Source organism: Neopararhizobium haloflavum (assembly GCF_002750855.1).
Classification (GTDB): domain Bacteria; phylum Pseudomonadota; class Alphaproteobacteria; order Rhizobiales; family Rhizobiaceae; genus Georhizobium; species Georhizobium haloflavum.
Map to the genome: position 1 here is coordinate 202,322 of NZ_NWUC01000008.1, position 21,072 is coordinate 223,393.

Here is a 21,072-nt window from a genome sequence, read left to right on the forward strand (position 1 = left end):
CGTGTCACGTCAAGCGCGCGATCAGGCCCGCCATCAGCCGGGCACGCTCGGGCAGGCTGTCGATCTCGATGTGCTCGGTGAGGGTGTGCAGCCCGCGACCGCGTACGCCGATGGAGTCGAGCGTCGGGATGCCGAGCGCGCCGGTGAAGTTGCCGTCGGAGCCGCCGCCGGCGCTTTCATGGGTGAGATCGAATCCGAGTTCGCGGCCGATGTCGCGTGCGACCTCGAAGAGCGCGAGCGTGCCGTCATCGGGCTCCCAGACCGGACGGGTGACACCGCGCGTCACGGTGAAGGTGACCCCACCGCTCTCGCCCGAAAGCGCGAGCATCCGTGCCACGGCATCGTTCAGGTCGTCCTGGCGCTTAGCCATGCAAAGGGCCTCCGCCGTACACAGCGAAGAGACGCAGTTGACCCATTGCCCGCCATGGATCACACCGACCGAATAGGTGCAGTCCTCGCCGGTCATCGCCTCGATATCGAGAAGCCGCCGTGCCATCTCGGCAATCGCCGAGCGTCCATCCGCCAGCGCCCAGCTCGCGTGGCTCGGCCTGCCCTCGGTTTTCAGGTCGAACCGGGCTATGGCATAGCGTCCGGTCACCGCGCCGCCGTCGGCCCGCGCCGGTTCGGGCACGAGCACGTAGCGGTTCTTTTGCGCCTCCGCTTCGATGAGGTCGCGCGTGCTCGGCGTGCCGACTTCCTCGTCCGGGGTCCAAAGGAACGTCACCGGCAAGGGCGTCTCGATGCCGTGGCGCGCCAGTTGGCGCATCGCGGCCAGGCTGGCATAGTTGCCGCCCTTCATGTCCATGATGCCGGGGCCGGTACAGGTGCCGTTCTCGACCCTGAACGGCAGCACGTCCAGCGTGCCGACCGGATGCACCGTGTCGAGATGGCCGGAGAAAAGGATGCCCGGCTTGCCGTGGTCGCGATGGGGAAATTTCGCGCGCAACGAGCCGCCGAACCCCATGCGGCCGGGGATGCGCTCGACGCTGGCGCCGGCCACGGCAAAGTCATGGGCGGCCAGGTCCATCATCCGGTCGACGGCGGCCGCATCGAATGTCGGGCTTTCGCACTCCACCCACGGCTTCAGTTCCTTCAGCATCGCCGGGGTGTCGAATGACAGGGCCTCAAGCTGCATCGGGCCGTTCCTTCCTTGTCAAAGCGCCTTTCGATAAACGATGAAGGACGAGCGCGGCACCATGGTGTCGTAGAGCGAGCGGGCCGGGGCGTTGTACTCCTGGGTGTTCCAGTAGAGACGGAACGCGCCCTTCTCGCGCGCCGCCGCCTCCACCCCTTCGATCAGCGCCCTGGCTGCGCCGGCGCCGCGCGCATCGGGATCGACGAACAGGTCCTCCATGTAGCAGGACGGCTTGGTGTTCCAGGTCGAGGAATGGAAGAGGTAGTTGGCAAAGCCGATCACCGTGCCATCCACCTCGGCGACGAGCGCTCCGATATCGGGCGCGTCGTCGAGGATCTTGGCAAAGGTGGCGCCGGCAACGTCGTCGGGCACGCGCGCGCGATAGAAGCGATTGTAGGCCGCGAAGAGTTCGCGCCAGCGCGTCTCGTCCTTCGCTTCCGCGTTTCGGATGACAAGGCTCATGCCGCCACCTTCTCGCCGGCCACGGCGTCAAGCGCGGCGGCGGCGATGTCGAAGATCTCGTCGATCTGGCTTTCGGTGACGATCAGCGGCGGGCAGAAGGCCATGGCATCGCCCATGTTGCGGCTGATGAGCCCGCGCTGGTGCATCGCGGCGTTGACCGTGCCGCCGAGCGCGCCCACGGGCGCCTGCGGATCTGGGTTCTTCAGTTCAAGCGCCCCGATGAGGCCGATCCCGCGCGCTTCCACGGCAAGATCGTGGCTTTCCAGAGCCTTGAGCCGTGCCTGAAAATGCGGCGCCAGGGCGCGGGCATTGCCGACAAGGTCGCGCTCCTCGATGATCTTGAGATTTTCCAGCGCCACGGCAGCCGCGACCGGATGGCCCGAGCCGGTATAGCCATGGCCGAAGACGCCGATCCTGTGCGATTCATCGGCGATCGGCGCGTAGACGCGCTCGTTCACCATCAGCGCCGAGATCGGCATGTAGGACGAGGAGAGCTGCTTCGACAGCGTCATCATGTCGGGCTCGAGATTATAGGTCTCGGTGCCGAACATGTTGCCGGTGCGTCCGAAGCCGCAAATGACCTCGTCGGCGACGAACAGGATGTCGTATTTCTTCAGGATCGGCTGGATGGCGTCCCAATAGCCGTCCGGGGGCACGATGACGCCGCCCGCGCCCATCACCGGCTCGGCGAAGAAGGCGGCGATCGTGTCGGGGCCTTCCGAAAGGATCAACGCTTCGAGGTCCTCGGCGCAGCGTGCGGAAAATGCCCGCTCATCCTCGCCCGCCTTGGCGAAGCCGCGATGATGCGGGCAGGTCGTGTGCAGCACCCCGTCCATCGGCAGGTCGAAGGAGCGGTGATTGTTCGGCAGCCCCGTCAGGCTGGCGCTCGCCAGCGTTACGCCGTGATAGCCCTTGATGCGCGAGATGATCTTCTTCTTTTCCGGCTTGCCGAGCGCGTTGGAGCGGTAGCGGATCATCTTGATCGCGGTGTCGTTGGCTTCCGAGCCGGAGTTGGTGAAATAGACCTTCGACATGGGCAGGGGCGCCATGCCGATCAGCTTCTCGGCCAGTTCGATGGAGGGTGTGTGCGATTTGTGGGTGAAGGTGTGATAGTAGGGCAGCTTCTCCATCTGCGCCGTCGCCGCCTCGACCAGCCGCTTCTCGCCGAAGCCGACCGCGACGGACCAGAGCCCGGCCATGCCTTCGATGTAGCGCTTGCCGGAATTGTCGAAGACATGGATGCCTTCGCCGCGTTCGATCACGAGCGGGCCTTGCGCCTCGTGCTTGCGCTGGTCGGTGTAGGAATGCAGGTGATAGGCGATGTCGCGCGCTTCGATGGAATTCGGCTGGTGGGTCATGCGGCACCTCGATCGGGTTGGCCCTGCGCGAGCTCGTCGCGGCAGGATGTGAGGAAACGTTCGGCATTCTTGGCGAGCGAGGGGCCGAGATAGCCGCCCTCCTGCACCAGAGCGGTCGGCAGGCCGAGGCGGACGATCGCGCGTGCCATGGTCTCAAAGCCCCGCCCCGTCAGCTTCACTTCCGAAAGCGGATCGTCGGCCGCCATATCGAAGCCCAGCGAGACGACCAGCGCCCTGGCACCGAACCGTGTGATCGCCGAAAGCGCTTCGTCGAAGCGCGACAGGATCAGCGCTTCGTCGGCGCCCGACGGCAGCGTGAGGTTCAGCGTCGCGCCCTCGCCGGCGCCTTCCCCGCACTCGTCCTCGTAGCCGAGATAGAAGGTCGGATAGTCGGAAGGATCGACATGTATGGAACACATGAAGACATCGGCGCGATCGTAGAAGATGTCGAGCGAGCCGTTGCCGGTGTGGGTGTCGATATCGAGCAGCGCGACCTTGCCGAAGCGCTCGCTCAGCCGGTTGGCGGCGATCGCGGCGTTGTTGAAGACGCAGAAGCCGTTGGCACCGTCCTTCAGCGCGTGATGTCCGGGCGGGCGCGACAGAGCATAGACCATCCGCTCGCCGGCGCAGACCCGTTCGGCGGCCTCGAGCGCGGTCTGGGCCGACCAGTAGATCGCCTCGTACATGCCCTCCGACAGCGGTACCGACGTGTCGGTCACATAGTAGCCGAGCTCACCGTAGATGGAGCGCGATGGCCGGCCGGCGCGGCGGCCGGGATGGTAGGTCGGGATCGGTTCGGCCTCGCCCGCCGCTTCCACCCAGCGGCGGTGCGCGGTCTTGAAAAAGTCGACATAGGCCGGGTCGTGCACCGCCTTGATCGGGGCGTCGCCGAAATCGCGGGGACTGTCGATCGCAAAGCCATTGGCGATCAGCATGTCGCGAATGAGGATCGCACGTTCGGCCTGCTCGGGATGGGTGATATAGGCGCCGCGCCGAAAATAGCGCGCGGGCCGGTGGTTGAGCTGGCGTTCGTCGAAGATCGCGCGCATCGTTCCTCTCAGTATCCCAGCTTGCGATCGACCGCGGTTGCCGGACGGCGCCCGGCAACGACGTCCCGCGCCGCGCGGCTCACCTGTTCGGCGACCATCGCGCTGGAACAGTCGCTCGCCTGGTGCGGTGTGATCAGGATGCGCGGATCGGACCACCAAGGGTGGCCGCCCGGCAGTGGTTCGTCGCGGAAGACATCCAGCGAGGCGCCGGCCAGTTGCCCGCTTGCAAGCGCCTTGTCGAGATCGGCGTCGACGAGATGTTCGCCGCGCCCAAGCTGGATCAGCACCGACCCTTGCGGCATGATGGCGAAGAGATCGCTGTTGAGAATATCGCGCGTCTCCGACGTCAGCGGCAGGACGTTGACGAGGATGCGCGAAGCCGCCGCCACCTTCCTTGCGGCATCGGCTCCCGCTTCCAGCGTGACGCCGGGGATGTCCGGCGCGCTGCGCGCATTGCGCACCGAGGCCCTGACGGGAAAGCCCATCGCCGCGATGGCGCGGGCGATCGCCTGCCCCATCAGGCCGAAGCCGAGTACACCGACGGTGCACGCGCGCGGCGGGATGAACGATCCGAGGTCGCGCCGGGCCCACGCGCCTTTCGCCTGGTGCTCTATATGGAAGCCGATGTTGCGGTGATGCCAGATGACGTGCCAGGCCGCGAAGCCCGCCATCATGTCGGCCTGGTGTTCGTCGCGCACCCGTGTGACAACGGCGTCTTCCGGCAGGCTCGGGCAGGTAACGATATTGTCGACCCCGGCGGCGATGGACGCGGCGAGCGACAGGTTGGGATAGGCGTCGAAGGCGTCGTCGGCGGGATGCCAGCACAGCGCGAAGCGCACCGCCGCGGGGTCTTCCACGGCCTCCGGGCGGCGCAGGCGAATCTCCTCGCCGCGCGGCGCGAAGGCATCGGCGAACAGCTTTTCGAGATTGAGCGCAGTGCTGAGATAGACGCCCTCGATCGGTCCCTGGCTAGGCATCATCCGCGCGCTCCGCATCGATCGGTTCCAGTCCGCACCACTCGGCGATAAACAGCGCGATCGCCCCTGTCACCCGCTTCATCGAGGCGAGGCTGACGCGCTCGTCGAAGCCGTGGATGTTTTCGGTGATCGGCCCGTAGACGAGGCACGGCATGCCGGCATAGATGACGAAGACGCGGGCGTCGAGATAGCCGGGCGTGACGATCGTCTCCAGTTCGGATCCGGCGGCGCGGCGATGCGTTTCGGCCAGCAGCGTTTCGGCGTCGCTGCCTTCTTCCAGGACGTAGCCCTTTGCCATGAAGCCGTTCCATTCCACGCGCGGCAGGCGGTTGCCGAGGAAGGGGTCGTCCGCGAGTTCGCGCGCCAGATGCGCCTCGATCTCGTCGGCCCGCTGACGCGGTTCGTCGCCGGGATAGATCGCGATCCGGCAGGACAGCTTGCACCAGGCGGCGACGGTGGACGCCCAGTCGCCGCCCTCGATCTTGCCGACATTGAAATTGATCGGATGATCGAAATCCTCGAAATGGGGATGCTGGCTCTTCTCCGCATTCCATTTTTCCGTCAGCCGCTTGAGGCTTTCGATGACGCGGTAGCTGGCCTCGATGGCGTTGGCGCCGGTGCCCGCCTCGCGCACATGGACCGGGTGGCCGGAGACGTGCACGTTGAACCACAACACGCCGCAATTGGCGCGCACCAGCGCTTCGTCTTCCGGCTCGGGAATGATCGCAGCGTCCGCCTCGTAGCCCTCGACCAGGCAGGCGAGCGCGCCGTTGCCGGTGCATTCCTCCTCGACGACCGACTGGACATGCACGCGCGCCGCCGGCTGATAGCCAAGGCGCTTCAGTGCATCGAGCGCAAAGACATTGGCGGCGATGCCCGCCTTCATGTCGCCGCCGCCGCGGCCATAGAGCCAGTCGCCCTGAACCTTCGGCTCGTAGGGCGGGCTCACTTCCCACATGTCATGCGGGCCCTCGGGCACCACGTCCATATGGCCGTTGAGAATGAGCGATCGCCCCTTCGCCTCGCGCGGCTCGTGGGTCGCCACGACGTTGACGGCGTCGGTGTAGTCCACCGTCACCGGCGAGAATCCAGGATGGTCCTTGATCCGATCGACATCGATCGCGAAGGTCTCGACCTTCATGCCGCGCTCGGCCAGCGCGCGATGCATGAAGTCCTGCGCCGGCTTTTCCTTGCCGCGCAGCGAAGGAAAACGGATCAGTTCCGAGGTGAACGCGATCTGCTCGGAAAAGCCGTCCTCCACGGATTGGAGGATGGCGCGGGATAGGTCCTGGTCGATCATGTTGGGCGGTCCGTTGTTCAAGGAGGGGCGAAAGGGCAAGCGGCTCAGCCTGTCATCGCCGCCAGTTCCTTTTCCCGTCCGGGAATCGCTTCGATCAGGGAGCGCGTATAGGCGTCCCTGGGATCGTTGAAGATGTCGTAGGCCGGCCCCAGCTCGACGATCCGGCCCTTCTGCATCACCGCGATGCGGTCGCAGACCTGGGCGGCCACCCGCAGGTCGTGGGTGATGAAGACCAGCGCCAGATTGAGCCGCGCCTTGAGGTCGGCGAGCAGGTCGAGAACCTGCGCCTGGATCGAGACGTCGAGCGCGGAGACCGCCTCGTCGGCGATGATGACTTCAGGCTCCAGCGCGAGCGCGCGGGCGATGCCGATGCGCTGGCGCTGGCCGCCGGAGAATTCGTGCGGATAGCGGTCGATCGCCGAAGCGTCGAGGCCGACCAGTTCCAGCAGCTCACTGGCGCGCTGGTAGGCTTCGTCCTTCGGCTTGCCGTGGGCCATCGGGCCTTCCGACAGGATGCGCCCGACGCGCGATCTGGGATTGAGCGAGGCATAGGGATCCTGGAAAATCATCTGGATGCGCTTGCGCTCGCGGCGTAGCTCCTCGCCCTTCATGTACGCCATGTCGACGCCGCCGAGCTTGACGACGCCGCTGTCGGGATCGAGCAGGCGCACCAGGCAGCGCCCGACGCTCGACTTGCCCGAGCCGCTTTCGCCAACGATGCCCAGCGTCTCGCCGTCGGCAAGCACGAAGGAAACGTCGTTGACGGCATGGACGACGCGCCCCTTGGCGAACATCGAACCGCCGGTGTGGTAGGTCTTGTTCAGCCCCTCGACGGCGAGGATCGGCGCTTTCTCGATCGCCGCGCGCCGGTCGGCGGAAAGCCGCGGGATCGCCGCGATGAGCTTCCTGGTGTAGTCGTGCTGGGGATGGTCGAGCACGTCGTCGACGCTGCCTTCCTCCACGATCTTGCCGAACTGCATCACCGCGACGCGATCGGCGATCTCTGCAACGACGCCGAAATCGTGGGTGATGAACATGACCGCCATGTCGCGCTCGCGCTGGAGATGGCGAATGAGGTCGAGGATCTGCGCCTGCGTCGTCACGTCGAGCGCGGTCGTCGGTTCGTCGGCGATGAGGATCTTCGGCTCAAGCGCCAGCGCCATGGCGATCATCACTCGTTGGCGCTGTCCACCGGACAGCTGGAATGGATAGGCGCGCGCCGCCTTTTCAGGCTCGGGAATGCCGACCTCGGTCAGCAGTTGCACCGCCCGGTCCTTGCGCTCGCGTGGTGTCAGAAGTCCGTGCGCCTCATAGACCTCGGCGATCTGGTCGGCGACTTTCATCAGCGGGTTGAGCGCCGACATCGGCTCCTGGAAGATCATCGCCATCGCCCGCCCGCGCATGTCGCGGCGCTCCTTGTCGGAAAGCGTGAGGATGTCCTTGTCGCCAACGAGGATGCGTCCGCCGACCGGCCGCACCAGGTCGGGCAAAAGCCCCATCATGGCATTGGCCGACATCGACTTGCCGGAACCGGACTCCCCGACGATGCACAGGATCTCGCCCGGGACCAGATCGAAGCTGACGTCGTCGACCGCGAGCGCACGATCGGCGCCTTCGGGAAGGGCGATCTTGAGATGTTCGATACGCGCTGCCGGCGTTGCCATCATCGTCCCCTTACTTGCCCTTGCGCGCAAGGCGCGGATTGAGTGCATCGTTGAGGCCCTCGCCGATCAGGTTCAGCGCAAGCACGGTGAGGAGAATGGCGACGCCGGGGAAGAAGGACAGCCACCACGCCTGCCGGATGACGGTGCGCGCGGCGCCGATCATGTAGCCCCAGGACATCAGGTTTGGATCACCAAGCCCGAGAAAGGACAGCGAGGATTCCAGAAGGATCGCGGTCGCCACCATTAGGGAAGCGAGCACGATGATCGGCGACAGCGTGTTGGGCAGGATCTGACGCCAGATGATCGCCGCATGCGATTGCCCGGAAAGCGTTGCCGCCTCGACATATTCGCGCTGGCGCAACGACAGGAACTCGCCACGCACCAGGCGCGCGACCGGTGGCCACGACACGATCGCGATCGCCGCGATGATCGAATAGATCGACGGCTCGAAGATCGCCACCAGGACGATCGCCAGCGCGAAGTTGGGGACCGTCTGGAACAATTCGGTGAAGCGCATCAACGCATCGTCGACGAAGCCGCCGAAATAGCCGGCGAGCGCGCCGATCGGAATGCCGATGAGGAGCGACACGACAGTGGAGACGAGGCCGACGAGAAGCGAGACCTGCGCGCCATAAGCGAGACCCGAGATGACGTTGCGCCCGATCGTGTCCGTGCCGAGCGGATATTCGCTCATTTCAAAAGGTGGCAGGAAGGGCCGCTGCACCATGCGCCAGGGCGAGTCGGGAAAGAGGAGCGGCGCGATCGCGGCGACCACGACGACGAGCAGCAGGATGAAGAGGCCTATGACGGCGCCGCGGTTTCGGCTGAAACGTTTCCAGAAATCGCCCATCATGCCACCCGTATGCGCGGATCGACGACACGGTAGAGAATGTCGGTGATCAGGTTGAACAGCAGCACCATGGCGGCGGACACGAAGAAGACGCCAAGCAGCAGATTGTAGTCGCGCTGCTGCAACGCCTCGAACATCAGCCGGCCGATGCCGGGCCAGGCGAAGACGGTCTCCGTCAGGACCGCGCCGCCGACGAGCTGGCCCGCCTGAAGGCCAGCGAGCGTGACGACCGGCAGCATGGCGTTGCGGAAGATGTGGCGGCGCTGGATGATGCTGTTCTTCAGCCCCTTGGCGCGGGCGGTCTTGACGAAATCGAGCTGGCTGACTTCGAGCATCGAGGCGCGTGTCATGCGCATGTAGACCGCCATGAAGAACAGCCCGAGCGTGACGGCGGGCAGCACGAGGTGCCGGGCGACATCGAGCGCCCGGTCAAACCCGGTATAGCCCGACCCGACGGTCTCGAAGCCGAACGCCGGCAGCCAGTTGAGATGGACGGAAAAGACCAGAACGGCCATCAGCGCCACCCAGAAGAGCGGTGTCGCGTAGAAGAGCAGCGCTGCCGTCGAGATGAACGTGTCGGACCATTTGCCGACGCGGGCCGAGGCGAGGACGCCTGCGAGTGTGCCGAGCGTCAGGGCGATGACGAACGCCGTCATGGTGAGCAGAAGCGTCGCCGGCAGCCTGTCGAAGATGAGGTCCGCGACCGGCACCTGCTGGCGATAGGAAAAGCCGAGGTCGCCCTGCAGCACGCCGCCGAGATAGATGCCGAGCTGTGTGATGAGCGGCTTGTCGAGGCCGAACCGCTCGCGCAGCTGGCGGATGAACTCCTCATCCGCGGCCCCGGCCTCGCCCGCCATGACGGCGGCCGGGTCGCCCGGTGCGGCGTGGATGAGCAGGAAGTTCAGCGTCAGGATCGCCAGAAGCAGGATGGCGGCCTTGATCAGACGCGAGATGATGAAGCGAACCATGGGGCGATCGGAACCATCGGCTTTCGACCGGCGCGCCGGTCAAGGATGGGATGCGCGCGGCTTGTGAAAGCCGCGCGCGACGATAGCGGCGGGCTATTCGGCCTCTTCGATATAGGCGTTCTTGAACCCGTCATTGAGGCCGATCGCGCTTGTCACGAGATCCTTGATGTTGCAGCGGTGGATCGTCGGGAAGCCGAGTTCCAGCATCCACGCGACAGGCACCTCGTCAACGAGGATCTTCTGAACCTCGGTGTAAAGCTCCTGACGCTCTTCCGGCGTCACCGCGACGGCCGCTTCGTCGAAGATCCGGTCGACTTCCTCGTTCTCGTAGCCTTCGACGTTGTTCCACTGCGAACCCTTGGCAATGTTCGTCGACACGTAGTTGCGCGAAACGCCGAGTGCCGGGTCGCCATACTGGTAGACGTAGGTGAAGGCCATGTCGTAGTCCCACTCGGCCAGCCGCTGGTTCCAGCCGGCGACGTCGGTGGAAACGATCTCGACGGGGATGCCGACCTCTTCGAGGTTCTGCTTCACCGCTTCGGCCCAGCGTTGCCAGGTTTCGCCATAGGGCAGCGGCAGCAGGCGCACCGGCTCGCCGTCATAGCCCATCTCCTCGAGCAGCGCTTCGGCCTTGGCCGGATCGTAGGTGTATTGCGTCACATCGTCGGTGTAGAAGCGTGTCGAGGAGGCGACTGGCCCGGTCGCGACCTGGCCGAGGCCGGCCCAAAGGGCGTCACGGGCGAACTCCCGGTCCATCGCATACATCACCGCCTGGCGGAACCGCGCGTCGTCGAACGGCGCTTCGCGGTTGTTCAGCCACATCCAGGAATGCGGTGCGAAGTACTCCCAGCCCTTTTCCGTGATGCAGCTGTTTTCCAGATTGGCGATGCGCTCGACGTCGAAGTTCTCGACCGAGCCGCCGGGCAGGATATCGACGACGCCGTTTTCATAGGCGACGGCGCGCGCGGCGGCATCGGGGATCACATGCCAGTAGATCTCGTCGAGATAGGGCTTGCCCTCCTCGTAATAGTCCTCGTTCTTGGTCAGGAGGATGTGCGAGCCGCGCTCCCACTCCTCGAACTTGAACGGACCGGTGCCGATCGGCGTGTTGTTCATCTCGTTGTTGGCGAAATCGGTGCCTTCGTAGATGTGCTTCGGGATCATCGGCATGGTGCCGGCCTCGAAGATGCCGATGAACGGGCCGAATGGCTGCTTCAGCGTGAAGACGACCGTGTGATCGTCGGGCGCCTCGACCGATTCGACGTGCTCCAGCGACTGGCGCAGACGCGCGTGTGTTTCGCGCAGGAAGACATCGACGGAGAACACGACGTCCTCAGAAGTGAAATCCTCGCCGTCATGCCATTTGACACCCTCGGCCAGATGGAACGTGTAGGTCAGCCCGTCCTCGGAGATTTCCCAGTCGGTGGCGAGCTGCGGCATCGGCTCCAGGTTCTCGTCGTAGCGCAGCAGGCTTTCATAGATGTTGCCGGCGACCATCTGGGTCGGTCCGTTCTGCACCAGGCCCATCATCAGGCTCGGCGGCTCGGGCTGGATGACCACATTGGCGCGCCCGCCCTCGACGGGCTGCGCGAAGGCTGAGGTCGACAGCATCAGTGCTGCCGCAAGAAGTGCGAGTCTGGTCTTCATGTCGTTGTGTTCCCCTGTTTCGGAGCGGACCGGGCATTCGCCTCTTTGTCCCGCGATGGCTTGCAATGAAGTCAGTTGACGAGGTCTGGATATTCCTTGATCGCCAGACGCTGGAAGGCGTCCCATTCCGGGTTGCGGCTCTCCGGGCTGTGGCCCGCGCCCCAGCTTTCGTATTGCCGCGCGGTCTTCTCGGCGAGCTGGCCGTTGACGGCGCGTCGTGTGCCGCCGGACGACATGATGGCGAGCTGGGCGCGGCAGGCGCGCTCCATGTTGAACATCAGCTGAAAGGCCTCGCCGACCGAGCGCCCGCAGGTGAGCAGGCCGTGGTTGCGCAGGATCATCACATTGCGTTCGCCAAGATCGGCGACCAGCCGCTCGCGTTCGGCCAGGTCGAGCGCGATGCCTTCGTAATCATGGAAGGCGACGCGGTTGTGGAACTGCAGCGACCATTGGTTGAGCGGCAGCAGCCCCTCCTCCATGGAGGATATGGCGACGCCTGCCACAGTGTGCGTATGAAGCACGCAATGCACTTCGGGCCGCGCCGCATGCACGGCGCTGTGGATGGTGAACCCGGCCTTGTTGATGCCGGCGCCATAGGCATCCTTGAGGATGTTCCCGTCAAGATCGACGGCGACCAGATTGCTCGCCGTCACCTCGTCGAAGCGCAGGCCATACGGGTTGATCAGGAAGGCGTGTTCGCCCTCGCCGCTCGGCGCACGGCTGGAGATGTGCGTGAAGATGCTGTCGTCCATCTTGAAGTGGGCAACCAGTCGATAGGCGGCGGCGAGCTGGATGCGTTCGATCGGCTGGTCGAAGCCGGCCTCGTCCTCACGAAGGGATTGAACGGTCATCGCTGCCCTTTCCTTTATGTTCGATCCATCACGCCACGCCATGGCGATGGATCGAAAGGCAACCACAGCGTCGTATCGATGTCAATTGTCGACAATCCGCAAAGTTCGGTTGTAGGATGCCTGTGGCTCTCGACAGGGTTTCATTGCTGTGATGATCTCGCCATCGCGGCGGTGCGTGTTCTCAAGGATGCGCGAAATGCATAACGAGGAACGTGGCATGGACCAGATCAACCCGGATGGCGGCCGTGCGGCACGCACGTTCTCGGCCATCAGAACCACCGATCTGGTGACGCAGATATCGCGCCAGATGACGGATGCGATCGTGACCGGCCGCTTGAAGCCCGGCGAGCGGGTGACCGAGCTTCAACTCTCCAAGGAATTCGGTACCAGCCGTGCGCCTGTGCGCGAAGCGGCGCGTCTTCTGGAAAACCAAGGACTGATCGTCTCCAGCCCGCGGCGCGGGTTCTTCGTGCGCAAGTTGACCGGCGACGAGATGCGCGACATCTACGATCTGAGGATCTGTCTCGAACTCCATGCCGCCGGGATCGCGGTCGACCGCATGTCCGAGAGCGAGGTGACTGCGCTGGAAAAGCAGGTCGAGCGCCTTCACGAACTGGCCGATGCCGGATCGATCGAGGACCAGATTTTTGCAGATTTCACGTTCCATCGCATGCTGTGCGAGGCCAGCGGCAACAAGCGCCTGATGAAGGTCTATAACGAGCTTGCCGCCGAGATGAGCATCGGCATCACGCTGATCGGCAAGCTCTACGACGATCCGCATCGCATTGCCGAGACCCATGAGCCGATCGTTGCCGCAGCGCGCCGGCGTGACCGGGAAGACCTCTTCGAAGCGCTGCGCTATCACATCGGCGTCGCGCAGGATCACGTCGTCAGCCTTTTCCGCAATCTGGAGCGCGAGTGAGTCTTCAGTCCGGCCACGATTCGCCAACATACCGCTTCGCCGCCACGATCGCTTCGGTCAGCGGCGCGCCCATCGCAAGCGATGCGGCAATGGCGCTGGAGAGCATGCAGCCCGTGCCACGCATCGTGCCGGACCGCCGTGGCGCGGTGAATGTCGCCGTGAGCCCTTGTCCCTCATAGAGCAGATCGCGTGCGTCCTGCGTTGCGCCATGTCCGCCCTTGGCGAGCAATGCGGGAAGGCCCGTGGCCGAAAGCACCATGCGTGCCTGTTCATCCGCCATCGCCTCGTCTTCCGCCTCGGCGCGCCCCGACAGTTCGGCGAGTTCATGGCGATTGGGCGTTGCGAGACGGCAGAGCGGAAACAGGCGCTGGCGCAGCGCTTCGACAGTTTCCGCGCTGGCAAGGCGCCGGCCGGATGAGGAAAGAAGCACCGGATCGACGACCACGGGGATCGTGCGCACGCTGGCCAGAACATCGGCGACCGCGGCAATGCTTGCCGCATCGCGCAACAGCCCGATCTTGATCGCGCCGACGTCGTTGGCTTCAAGCGCCGCGCGCATCTGTGCGGCGATCAGCGGCGCATCGATGGTTTCGATCGAACCGGCCCGATCGTGGGTCTGTTCGCTCACCGCCGTCACCGCGACGCATGCCTTCACCGCGAAGGCGGCGAGCGTCTCGACGTCGCGCACGATGCCCGCCCCGCCGGAGGAGTCCGAGCCGGCGACGACAAGCACCTGCGGCGCGCCGCTCACCGCCACGGCGCCGTGGCCGCAAGCCATTCGCGCGTGCGCGATTCGGGATCGGCGTTGCGCGTGATGTCGGTGACGACGGCGGCGCTGTCGGCGCCATGATCGAAGACGCCGGCAAGACGTGCGGGGGTCAACCCGCCGATCGCCACGAGCGGCAGTCCGCCGATTGCCGCCTTCCATTCGGTGATGCGCTCAACGCCCTGCGGCGCCCACTTCATCTTCTTCAGGATCGTCGGGTAGACGGGACCGAGCGCGATGTAGTCGGGCTTTGCCTTGAGCGCGACCAGGCGCTCGGTCTCGTCATGCGTCGAGAGGCCGAGCCCAAGCCCGGCATCGGCGATCGCCGCACGGTTCGCACCGACAAGATCTTCCTGTCCGAGATGAACGAAATCGCAGCCTTCCTCGATCGCCAGTCGCCAATGGTCGTTGACGATCAGTTGGCAGCCGCAGGCAGCGCATGTTTCGCGTGCCCGGCGAATGTGCGCGCGCAGGGCGTTATCCGGCGCGTTCTTGATGCGCAGTTGCACGAGTTTGACGCCAAGCGGTACGAGCCGGTCGATCCACTCGGCGCTGTCGACGATCAGATAGAACGGATCGAGCTTCATGCGAACACCGCCCGGCCGATCACCGGCGTGGAGGGCACCGCCATGTCCCGCGGCTCCAGTGGAACGGCGTGATGGGCGGTGCGGCCGGCCGTGACGGCGCTGGCGAAGGCTGCGGCCATTGCCGCGGGATCGCCAGCCCTGGCGACGGCGGTGTTGAGCAGCACCCCGTCGAAGCCGAGTTCCATCACCGCGGCGGCGTGAGACGGGCGGCCGAGGCCGGCATCGACGATCAGCGGGATCTCGGGGAAGGCGGCGCGCAACGCGCGGAGCGCATGAAGGTCGCGCGGCCCGCGCGCAGAACCGATCGGCGCGCACCAGGGCATCAGCACCTTGCACCCGGCCTCGACGAGCCGTTCGCCGACCACGAGATCGTCTGTCGTATAGGGGTAGACCTTGAAGCCTCGGGCGGTGAGCTCGCCGGCCGCCTCGACCAGCGCGAAGACGTCGGGCTGCAGCGTGTCGTGATGGCCGATGACTTCGAGCTTGATGCGATCGGTCTGAAAGAGCTCGCGCGCCATCTCGGCCGTCGTCACCGCTTCGCGCACGCTGTGGCAGCCCGCCGTATTGGGCAGCACCATGACGCCGAGATCGCGGATCAATTGCCAGAACGCGTCGCCGCCGCCGCTTTCACGCCGAAGCGAAACGGTGACGAGCGCCGTGCCGGAGCGCTTCACCGCATCGGCGAGCACCGCCGGCGAGGGATACTGCGCGGTGCCGAGGATGAGCCGCGATGCGAAGACGTCGTCGTAGATCGTAAAGGCCATCGTCTATCCCCCTTGCATCGGTGAAAGGATCTCGATCCGGTCGCCCTGGCGGATGGGCACGTCAGGCCGGGCGGGGCCGGGCACGAAATCGCCGTTGATTGCGGTCGCGAACCAGGCGCCGGAATAGCCAAGCTCATCGACGAGCGCGGCCAGCGTCGCCGCGCGCGCCTCAAGCGATCTGCCGTTGACGATAACCTGCATTGTCGCTCTCCCTGTTCGTGAGAATACGGTCGGCGAGCCTGCCGGCCATGGCCGGTGCCAGCAGGAAGCCATGGCGAAAAAGGCCGTTGAGGTGGTGCGTGCCGCCGCTTCTTTCGATGCGCGGCAGGTTGTCGGCAAAGGCCGGGCGCACGCCAGCGCCCGTCTCGAGGATGCGGGCCTCGCCGAAGGCAGGGTTCACGGCGTAGGCTGCATTCAGCAGTTCCATCACTGAGCGCGCGGAAGGCGGGCCGTCATCGTCGCTCTCGATCATCGTCGCGCCCACCATGAAGCGTCCCTGCCCGCGTGGCACCACGTAGAGCGGAAAGCGCGGATGGATGAGACGCACCGGGCGGGCGAACTCGACCTCGTTCGTTTGAAGGCAAACCATCTCGCCCCGCACGCCGCGCAGGGCAGGCAAGGCAGAGGCGGCAGCCATGCCGGTGCAATCGATAACAGCGTCGAACCGGCCATCTGCCGTGGTGGCACCGAAGGAAAACGTAACGCCCGAGCGAGCGAGTTTTTCGTGCAGCCGGTAGAGCGCGGTACGCGGATCGAGATGGGCTTCCGACGGGAAGAACAGACCGGACGAGAACCGGCCGGAAAGGTGCGGTTCCAGGCGTGCGATCTCTTCGGCGCCGACTTGTCGGTAACCGCGCGTGCGGCGGGCGAACCGGTCGATTTCGGCGGCATCGCGCGGCGGCGCGACGACCAGCGTTCCGTTGCGAAGGACAAGCCCCGGCACCGCATTGTCCCACCAGTCGGCGGCGATGCTGCCGAGCGTGATCACCGCTTCTTCCGCGCTCTCGCGCTCGCACCAGGGTGCCAGCATGCCGCCGGCCATGAACGATGCCCCGCCGCCGAGCGAGGGCGCGGCATCGACGACGGTTACGGCCGCGCCGCGCCGCAATAATTCATGTGCCGTGACGAGGCCGGCAACGCCGGCCCCCTTTACGAGGATGTGCATCGCTCAGTCCTGCCTTCCGATCGCCTCGGCCTGCGGCAACGGCATGTAGAGATCCCCGCCCTCGCGGTATTTCTCCGCCATCTTTGCCATGCCCTCCTTCTGTGCTTCGGCGCGGATGTCGTGGGAGATGCGCATGGAGCAGAATTTCGGTCCGCACATCGAACAGAAATGCGCGACCTTGTGCGCCTCCTTCGGCAGCGTCTCGTCATGGAAGGACCGGGCGGTTTCCGGATCGAGCGAAAGGTTGAACTGGTCCTCCCAGCGGAACTCGAAACGGGCGCGAGACAAGGCGTCGTCGCGCAGCTTCGCCGCCGGATGGCCCTTGGCGAGGTCGGCGGCGTGGGCGGCGATCTTGTAGGTGATGACGCCGGTCTTCACGTCGTCGCGGTCGGGCAGGCCGAGATGCTCCTTCGGCGTGACGTAGCAGAGCATCGCCGTGCCGAACCAGCCGATCATCGCCGCGCCGATGCCGCTGGTGATGTGGTCATAACCGGGCGCGATGTCGGTGGCTAGCGGTCCGAGCGTATAGAACGGCGCCTCGCCGCAGACGGCGAGCTGCTTGTCCATGTTGGCCTTGATCTTGTGCATGGGCACATGGCCCGGCCCTTCGATCATCACCTGGCAATCCTTCGCCCAGGCGATCCGGGTGAGTTCGCCCAGCGTTTCCAGTTCGGCGAACTGCGCCGCGTCGTTGGCGTCGGCGATCGAGCCGGGGCGCAGGCCGTCGCCCAGCGAGAACGATACGTCGTAGGCGCGGGCGATATCGCAGATTTCCTCGAAGTGCTCGTAGAGGAAGCTCTCCTTGTGGTGATGCAGGCACCACTTGGCCATGATCGAACCACCGCGGCTGACGATGCCGGTCACCCGCTTTACGGTGAGTGGAATCATGTGAAGGCGAACCCCGGCATGTATGGTGAAATAGTCGACGCCCTGCTCGGCCTGTTCGATCAGCGTGTCGCGGTAGACCTCCCATGTCAGGTCCTCGGCGATGCCACCGACCTTCTCCAGCGCCTGGTAGAGCGGCACGGTGCCGATCGGCACGGGCGCGTTGCGGATGATCCAGTCGCGGATGTTGTGGATGTTGCGGCCGGTGGAAAGGTCCATCACGGTGTCGGCGCCCCAGCGGATCGCCCAGACCATCTTTTCCACTTCCTCGGCCATGGAGGAGGTGACGGCGGAGTTGCCGATATTGGCGTTGATCTTGACGAGGAAGTTGCGGCCGATCGCCATCGGCTCCAACTCAGGATGGTTGATGTTGGCCGGAATGATCGCCCGGCCCCGCGCCACCTCCTCGCGCACGAATTCGGGCGTGACGAAATCCGGGATCGCGGCGCCGAAATCCTCGCCGTCGCGTTCCAGCCGGGTTTTCAGTTCGGCGCGACCGAGGTTCTCGCGGATCGCCACGAATTCCATCTCCGGCGTGACGATGCCGGCGCGGGCATAGGTGATCTGCGTCACGGCGTTTGCGCCGATCGCGCGCAGCGGCCGGTGCTGCGCGGGAAATTCCGCAACGCGCGTCTCGCCTCTGGCAAAGCCGTTGTCTTCTGGCCGCACCACCCGTCCGTCCAAGGCTTCGGTGTCGCCGCGCGCCGCGATCCATTCGCTCCTCAGCCGCATCAGGCCTTTGTCGATCGCGATCTCGGCGGCCGGATCGCTATAGGGTCCGGAGGAATCATAGACCGTCACCGGGGGCTCGCCGGCGCTGGGGTGCACGGCAATCTGGCGCATCGGGACGCGGATCGCGGGATGGATCGTGCCGGGCTTGAACACTTTCGTGGATGCGGGCAGCGGACCGGTCGTGACCGTCGGCGTTGCGTCGGAAAACTTTGAGTCGTGAATCGTCATCGGGGTTGCTCCCTTGCCTCTCTGCAATGGAGACCCAGTTCCGAAACGTGAGAGATGAGGTGACCTTGCCGGATGGTCCTTGAGCCTCGAAAGGCTGCCGCCGCGCAACGTCCGCACCGTCCCTACGCCAGTATGAACTGGATCAGGTTCAACGGGTCACTGCGCTGCCTTGCGGCGAAGCAGAATCTCAGCCCCTTGTCGGGACCCCCCTGGTGAATGGCCGCAATCCTGCGCGTCGCGGGGCCGGCTTGTCAAGCAGAGGGGACGAAGGCCGGTAAGGATGCCAATGCATCACGTGTGAAGCGAGCCTGTCTCCGATGAATCGAGGATTGGAAACAATAAGGCTTCATTCCTGAATAGAATGTCGATAGTGAGGGGGCAGCAACTGGGGCATCCAGCATCGGGACAATGCCGGCGTTCCGCATTTTCAATCGGATGAGAACAAGAGACCATCATGGCATCGGACACCATCGACATTGCCAGCATTCTGAAATCGGATTTCGAGAAGATCCTGTCGGCCTGGCTGCGCGTTCAGGCGCGCGAAGGCATCAAGCGCACCGACATCATCTCGGCCGAGGAAACGGCCAAGCAGAGCCGCGACCTTCTATCGGCCATCGCCCGTGCCGCCGAAGACGCGCGCGTCGACCGCGAATTTGATTTCGGCAATCCCGCCTGGGACGGCGTGCGCCAGACGCTCGGCGAAATCAGCAAGAACCGCACCGAGCGCGGCGTCTCGCCGACCGAGATGGCGTGGTTCGTCTCCTCGCTCAAGCAGGCCTTCTTCACCCCGCTGCGCGAACTCCTATCGGAAGAGCCCTCCAAGCTTGTCGAACAGATCACCGACGCGACGCGCGTGGTCGACAATTTCGCGCTGCATGCCTTCGATTGCTACGTCCAGGAGCGCGAGGCGATCATCGAGCGCCAGCAGAGCGAGATGACCGAAGTGTCGGCCCCGGTCGTCAAGATCTGGGACCGGATCGTCACCGTGCCGCTGCTCGGTACGCTTGATTCCTTCCGTGCACAGACCGTGATGGAAAACCTTCTCCAGGCGATCGTCGAGCGCGAGGCCGAAGTTGCCATCATCGACATCACCGGCGTTTCGACCGTCGACACCATGGTGGCCCAGCATCTGTTGAAGACCGCGGCGGCCGTTCGCCTGATGGGCGCGGAATGCGTGATTTCGGGCATCAGCCCCAAGATCGCGCAGACGATCGTCCATCTCGGCGTCGAACTGCCCAACGTCGTCACCCGCGTCGATCTTCAGAGCGGCCTTGCCTATGCGTTCGAGCGCATCGGCGTTTCGACGAGGCTCAACGGGCTATGAGTTTTTCCGCCGATCTCGGGTCCTCGCCGATCGTCACGATCACCGGCTGCGTCATCGTCGCCATCCGCGACGACCTCGACGACAGCGCCGTGATGACGCTGCAGAACCAGCTGGTTGACGAGATCGCCCGCAAGAACGCCCACGGCGTCATCATCGACATTTCGGCGCTCGAGATCGTCGATACCTTCACCGGGCGCATGCTCGCGGCGATGGCGGAGATGTCCAAGGTGCTCAACGCGCGCACGATCCTCGTCGGCATGCGGCCTGCCGTCGCCATGACGCTGGTCGAGCTCGGCATGACCTTGAGCGAGATCGAAACCGCGCTGAATGCCGACAAGGCGATGATGATGATTTCCGCCGAACGAGACAGAGCACGACGTGAATGACGAGACGTGGACAATCTCGCTGCGCAAGCCTGCCGATGTCGCCCACGCCCGCAAGATTGCCATGCAGGCGCTTGACGCGGCCGGCGCGTCGGCCATCGTGAAGACGCGGTTCGTGACGGCCGTCTCGGAGATCGCGCGCAACGCGATCGTCCATGCGTCGAGCGGCGTGATGGTTATCGGCATGGGCCGGTTGAACGGCAACCGCTCGATCATCGCGCGCTGCGAGGATCGCGGACCGGGGATCGTCGACACGAACGCGGCATTGAAGGACGGTTTTTCCACGGGCCGCGGCATGGGCCTTGGCCTTGGCGGATCGAAGCGGCTGGTCGACCGTTTCGAGCTTGAAACGCGTGTTGGAGAAGGAACGACCGTGGTGTTGGAGACGCGCCTGCGATGATTTCCCAGCCGATCGAGGAGCCGAGCCAGATCGGATCGGCCAGGCGCGCCGCGATCCGTTTCGCGCAGGATCTCGGCTTTCCGGACGAAGTCGTCGACCGTGTCGGGCTCGTTGTCACCGAGGCCGGCACCAATCTGACGCGCCATGCCAAGGGCGGGCGCATCTTCATCCTCGAGGCGCATCCTCCGGCCAGCCGCGCGATCAAGGTCGTGGCCGTCGATTCCGGTCCCGGCATCGCTTCGGTTGAGAAGGCGATGGCGGACGGATATTCGACCGCCGCCGAGGCCGATGGCGGCATGGGCGTGGGTCTGGGCTCGATCCGGCGCCAATCGGACGATCTCGACATCTACTCCGACAACGAAGGCACCGTGCTGATCGCGACTTTCCTGGCGCGCGCTTCCACGGCCCTGCCCTTGCCCAACCTTGCCGGCCTGATCGCGCCGAAGCCGGGCTTTTCCGTCGGCGGCGATGCGTTCGCAACGCGTCCTACCGCAAACGGCCATCTCGTGATGCTGGTCGATGTCCTCGGTCACGGTCCTGTTGCCCAGGACGAGGCGCAGAAGGCCATTGCGGGGTTCCTGAAGCCGGAAAGCGACACGCTCGAGGCTGCCGAACTGGCGGTCTCCGACGCATTGGCCGGCGAGCGCGGCGCGGC

At 65.1% G+C, this 21,072-nt stretch carries 22 protein-coding genes and 1 riboswitch; of the genes, 5 read left to right on the forward strand and 17 right to left on the reverse strand.

Features of this window, described 5'->3' with window-relative positions; all coding sequences use genetic code 11:
• Positions 1 to 4: 4 nt before the first annotated feature.
• The 11 genes from CN673_RS17405 to CN673_RS17455 form a co-directional block, all read right to left on the reverse strand.
• Positions 5 to 1,135, reverse strand: a complete 1,131-nt coding sequence (locus CN673_RS17405; protein WP_099867649.1) for a M20/M25/M40 family metallo-hydrolase — start codon at positions 1,133 to 1,135, stop codon at positions 5 to 7.
• An 18-nt stretch (positions 1,136 to 1,153) separates the two neighbouring features.
• The gene (locus CN673_RS17410) at positions 1,154 to 1,597 is read right to left on the reverse strand and encodes a GNAT family N-acetyltransferase (RefSeq protein WP_099867650.1); all 444 of its coding nucleotides are present in this window, start codon (positions 1,595 to 1,597) and stop codon (positions 1,154 to 1,156) included.
• Positions 1,594 to 2,955, reverse strand: coding sequence for an aspartate aminotransferase family protein (locus tag CN673_RS17415; RefSeq protein ID WP_099867651.1), 1,362 nt, complete (start codon positions 2,953 to 2,955; stop codon positions 1,594 to 1,596). Before CN673_RS17415 ends, CN673_RS17410 begins: the two co-directional genes overlap by 4 nt.
• The gene (locus tag CN673_RS17420) at positions 2,952 to 4,004 is read right to left on the reverse strand and encodes a histone deacetylase family protein (protein WP_099867652.1); all 1,053 of its coding nucleotides are present in this window, start codon (positions 4,002 to 4,004) and stop codon (positions 2,952 to 2,954) included. The genes CN673_RS17415 and CN673_RS17420 overlap by 4 nt, the downstream gene beginning before the upstream one ends.
• Positions 4,005 to 4,012: 8 nt before the next feature.
• Entirely contained in the window at positions 4,013 to 4,981 is a 969-nt protein-coding gene (locus tag CN673_RS17425; protein WP_099867699.1) for an NAD(P)-dependent oxidoreductase, read from the reverse strand.
• Positions 4,974 to 6,281, reverse strand: coding sequence for an ArgE/DapE family deacylase (locus tag CN673_RS17430; protein WP_099867653.1), 1,308 nt, complete (start codon positions 6,279 to 6,281; stop codon positions 4,974 to 4,976). Before CN673_RS17430 ends, CN673_RS17425 begins: the two co-directional genes overlap by 8 nt.
• A gap of 44 nt (positions 6,282 to 6,325) precedes the next feature.
• On the reverse strand, positions 6,326 to 7,948 hold the full coding sequence (locus tag CN673_RS17435) for an ABC transporter ATP-binding protein (protein ID WP_370853067.1): 1,623 nt from the start codon (positions 7,946 to 7,948) through the stop codon (positions 6,326 to 6,328).
• 7 nt (positions 7,949 to 7,955) lie between these two features.
• Positions 7,956 to 8,795: an ABC transporter permease gene (locus CN673_RS17440; protein WP_099867701.1), complete on the reverse strand. Its 840-nt coding sequence runs from the start codon at positions 8,793 to 8,795 to the stop codon at positions 7,956 to 7,958.
• Positions 8,795 to 9,763, reverse strand: coding sequence for an ABC transporter permease (locus CN673_RS17445; protein WP_099867654.1), 969 nt, complete (start codon positions 9,761 to 9,763; stop codon positions 8,795 to 8,797). The genes CN673_RS17440 and CN673_RS17445 overlap by 1 nt, the downstream gene beginning before the upstream one ends.
• A gap of 93 nt (positions 9,764 to 9,856) precedes the next feature.
• The gene (locus tag CN673_RS17450) at positions 9,857 to 11,410 is read right to left on the reverse strand and encodes an ABC transporter substrate-binding protein (RefSeq protein ID WP_099867702.1); all 1,554 of its coding nucleotides are present in this window, start codon (positions 11,408 to 11,410) and stop codon (positions 9,857 to 9,859) included.
• 71 nt (positions 11,411 to 11,481) lie between these two features.
• Complete coding sequence (locus CN673_RS17455) at positions 11,482 to 12,261, reverse strand: class II aldolase/adducin family protein (RefSeq protein ID WP_099867703.1); 780 nt, start codon at positions 12,259 to 12,261, stop codon at positions 11,482 to 11,484.
• Between the two features lie 196 nt (positions 12,262 to 12,457).
• Here CN673_RS17455 and CN673_RS17460 point away from each other — a divergent pair, with 196 nt between their 5' ends.
• Positions 12,458 to 13,183 (forward strand): GntR family transcriptional regulator, encoded by a 726-nt coding sequence (locus CN673_RS17460; protein ID WP_245409973.1) that lies wholly within the window; start codon positions 12,458 to 12,460, stop codon positions 13,181 to 13,183.
• Between the two features lie 4 nt (positions 13,184 to 13,187).
• Here the strand turns inward: CN673_RS17460 and CN673_RS17465 are convergent, their stop codons facing one another.
• The 6 genes from CN673_RS17465 to thiC are packed head-to-tail and all read right to left on the reverse strand — an operon-like array spanning position 13,188 to position 18,310.
• A complete protein-coding gene (locus CN673_RS17465; protein WP_245409974.1) occupies positions 13,188 to 13,934 on the reverse strand; it encodes a hydroxymethylpyrimidine/phosphomethylpyrimidine kinase in 747 nt (248 codons plus the stop codon).
• Complete coding sequence (locus CN673_RS17470) at positions 13,931 to 14,536, reverse strand: thiamine phosphate synthase (protein WP_099867656.1); 606 nt, start codon at positions 14,534 to 14,536, stop codon at positions 13,931 to 13,933. The genes CN673_RS17465 and CN673_RS17470 overlap by 4 nt, the downstream gene beginning before the upstream one ends.
• On the reverse strand, positions 14,533 to 15,300 hold the full coding sequence (locus tag CN673_RS17475; RefSeq protein ID WP_099867657.1) for a thiazole synthase: 768 nt from the start codon (positions 15,298 to 15,300) through the stop codon (positions 14,533 to 14,535). The genes CN673_RS17470 and CN673_RS17475 overlap by 4 nt, the downstream gene beginning before the upstream one ends.
• 3 nt (positions 15,301 to 15,303) lie before the next feature.
• Positions 15,304 to 15,501, reverse strand: a complete 198-nt coding sequence (thiS, locus tag CN673_RS17480; RefSeq protein ID WP_099867658.1) for a sulfur carrier protein ThiS — start codon at positions 15,499 to 15,501, stop codon at positions 15,304 to 15,306.
• Positions 15,470 to 16,465 (reverse strand): glycine oxidase ThiO, encoded by a 996-nt coding sequence (thiO, locus tag CN673_RS17485; protein WP_099867659.1) that lies wholly within the window; start codon positions 16,463 to 16,465, stop codon positions 15,470 to 15,472. The genes thiS and thiO overlap by 32 nt, the downstream gene beginning before the upstream one ends.
• Before the next feature lie 3 nt (positions 16,466 to 16,468).
• Entirely contained in the window at positions 16,469 to 18,310 is a 1,842-nt protein-coding gene (thiC, locus tag CN673_RS17490; RefSeq protein ID WP_099867660.1) for a phosphomethylpyrimidine synthase ThiC, read from the reverse strand.
• Between the two features lie 101 nt (positions 18,311 to 18,411).
• A riboswitch (TPP riboswitch) is annotated at positions 18,412 to 18,531 on the reverse strand.
• 233 nt (positions 18,532 to 18,764) lie between these two features.
• Between thiC and CN673_RS17495 the strand changes: the two genes are divergently transcribed.
• The 4 genes from CN673_RS17495 to CN673_RS17510 form a co-directional block, all read left to right on the forward strand.
• Positions 18,765 to 19,634, forward strand: a complete 870-nt coding sequence (locus CN673_RS17495) for an STAS domain-containing protein (protein WP_198586036.1) — start codon at positions 18,765 to 18,767, stop codon at positions 19,632 to 19,634.
• Positions 19,631 to 20,020 carry an STAS domain-containing protein gene (locus CN673_RS17500; RefSeq protein ID WP_099867662.1) on the forward strand — a complete coding sequence of 130 codons (390 nt, stop codon included), beginning with the start codon at positions 19,631 to 19,633 and terminating at the stop codon, positions 20,018 to 20,020. Before CN673_RS17495 ends, CN673_RS17500 begins: the two co-directional genes overlap by 4 nt.
• A complete protein-coding gene (locus CN673_RS17505; protein WP_198586037.1) occupies positions 20,013 to 20,417 on the forward strand; it encodes an ATP-binding protein in 405 nt (134 codons plus the stop codon). The genes CN673_RS17500 and CN673_RS17505 overlap by 8 nt, the downstream gene beginning before the upstream one ends.
• Positions 20,414 to 21,072, forward strand: a 659-nt coding sequence (locus tag CN673_RS17510; RefSeq protein ID WP_198586038.1) for an ATP-binding protein, incomplete at its 3' end; no start/stop codon positions are given. The genes CN673_RS17505 and CN673_RS17510, both read left to right, overlap by 4 nt.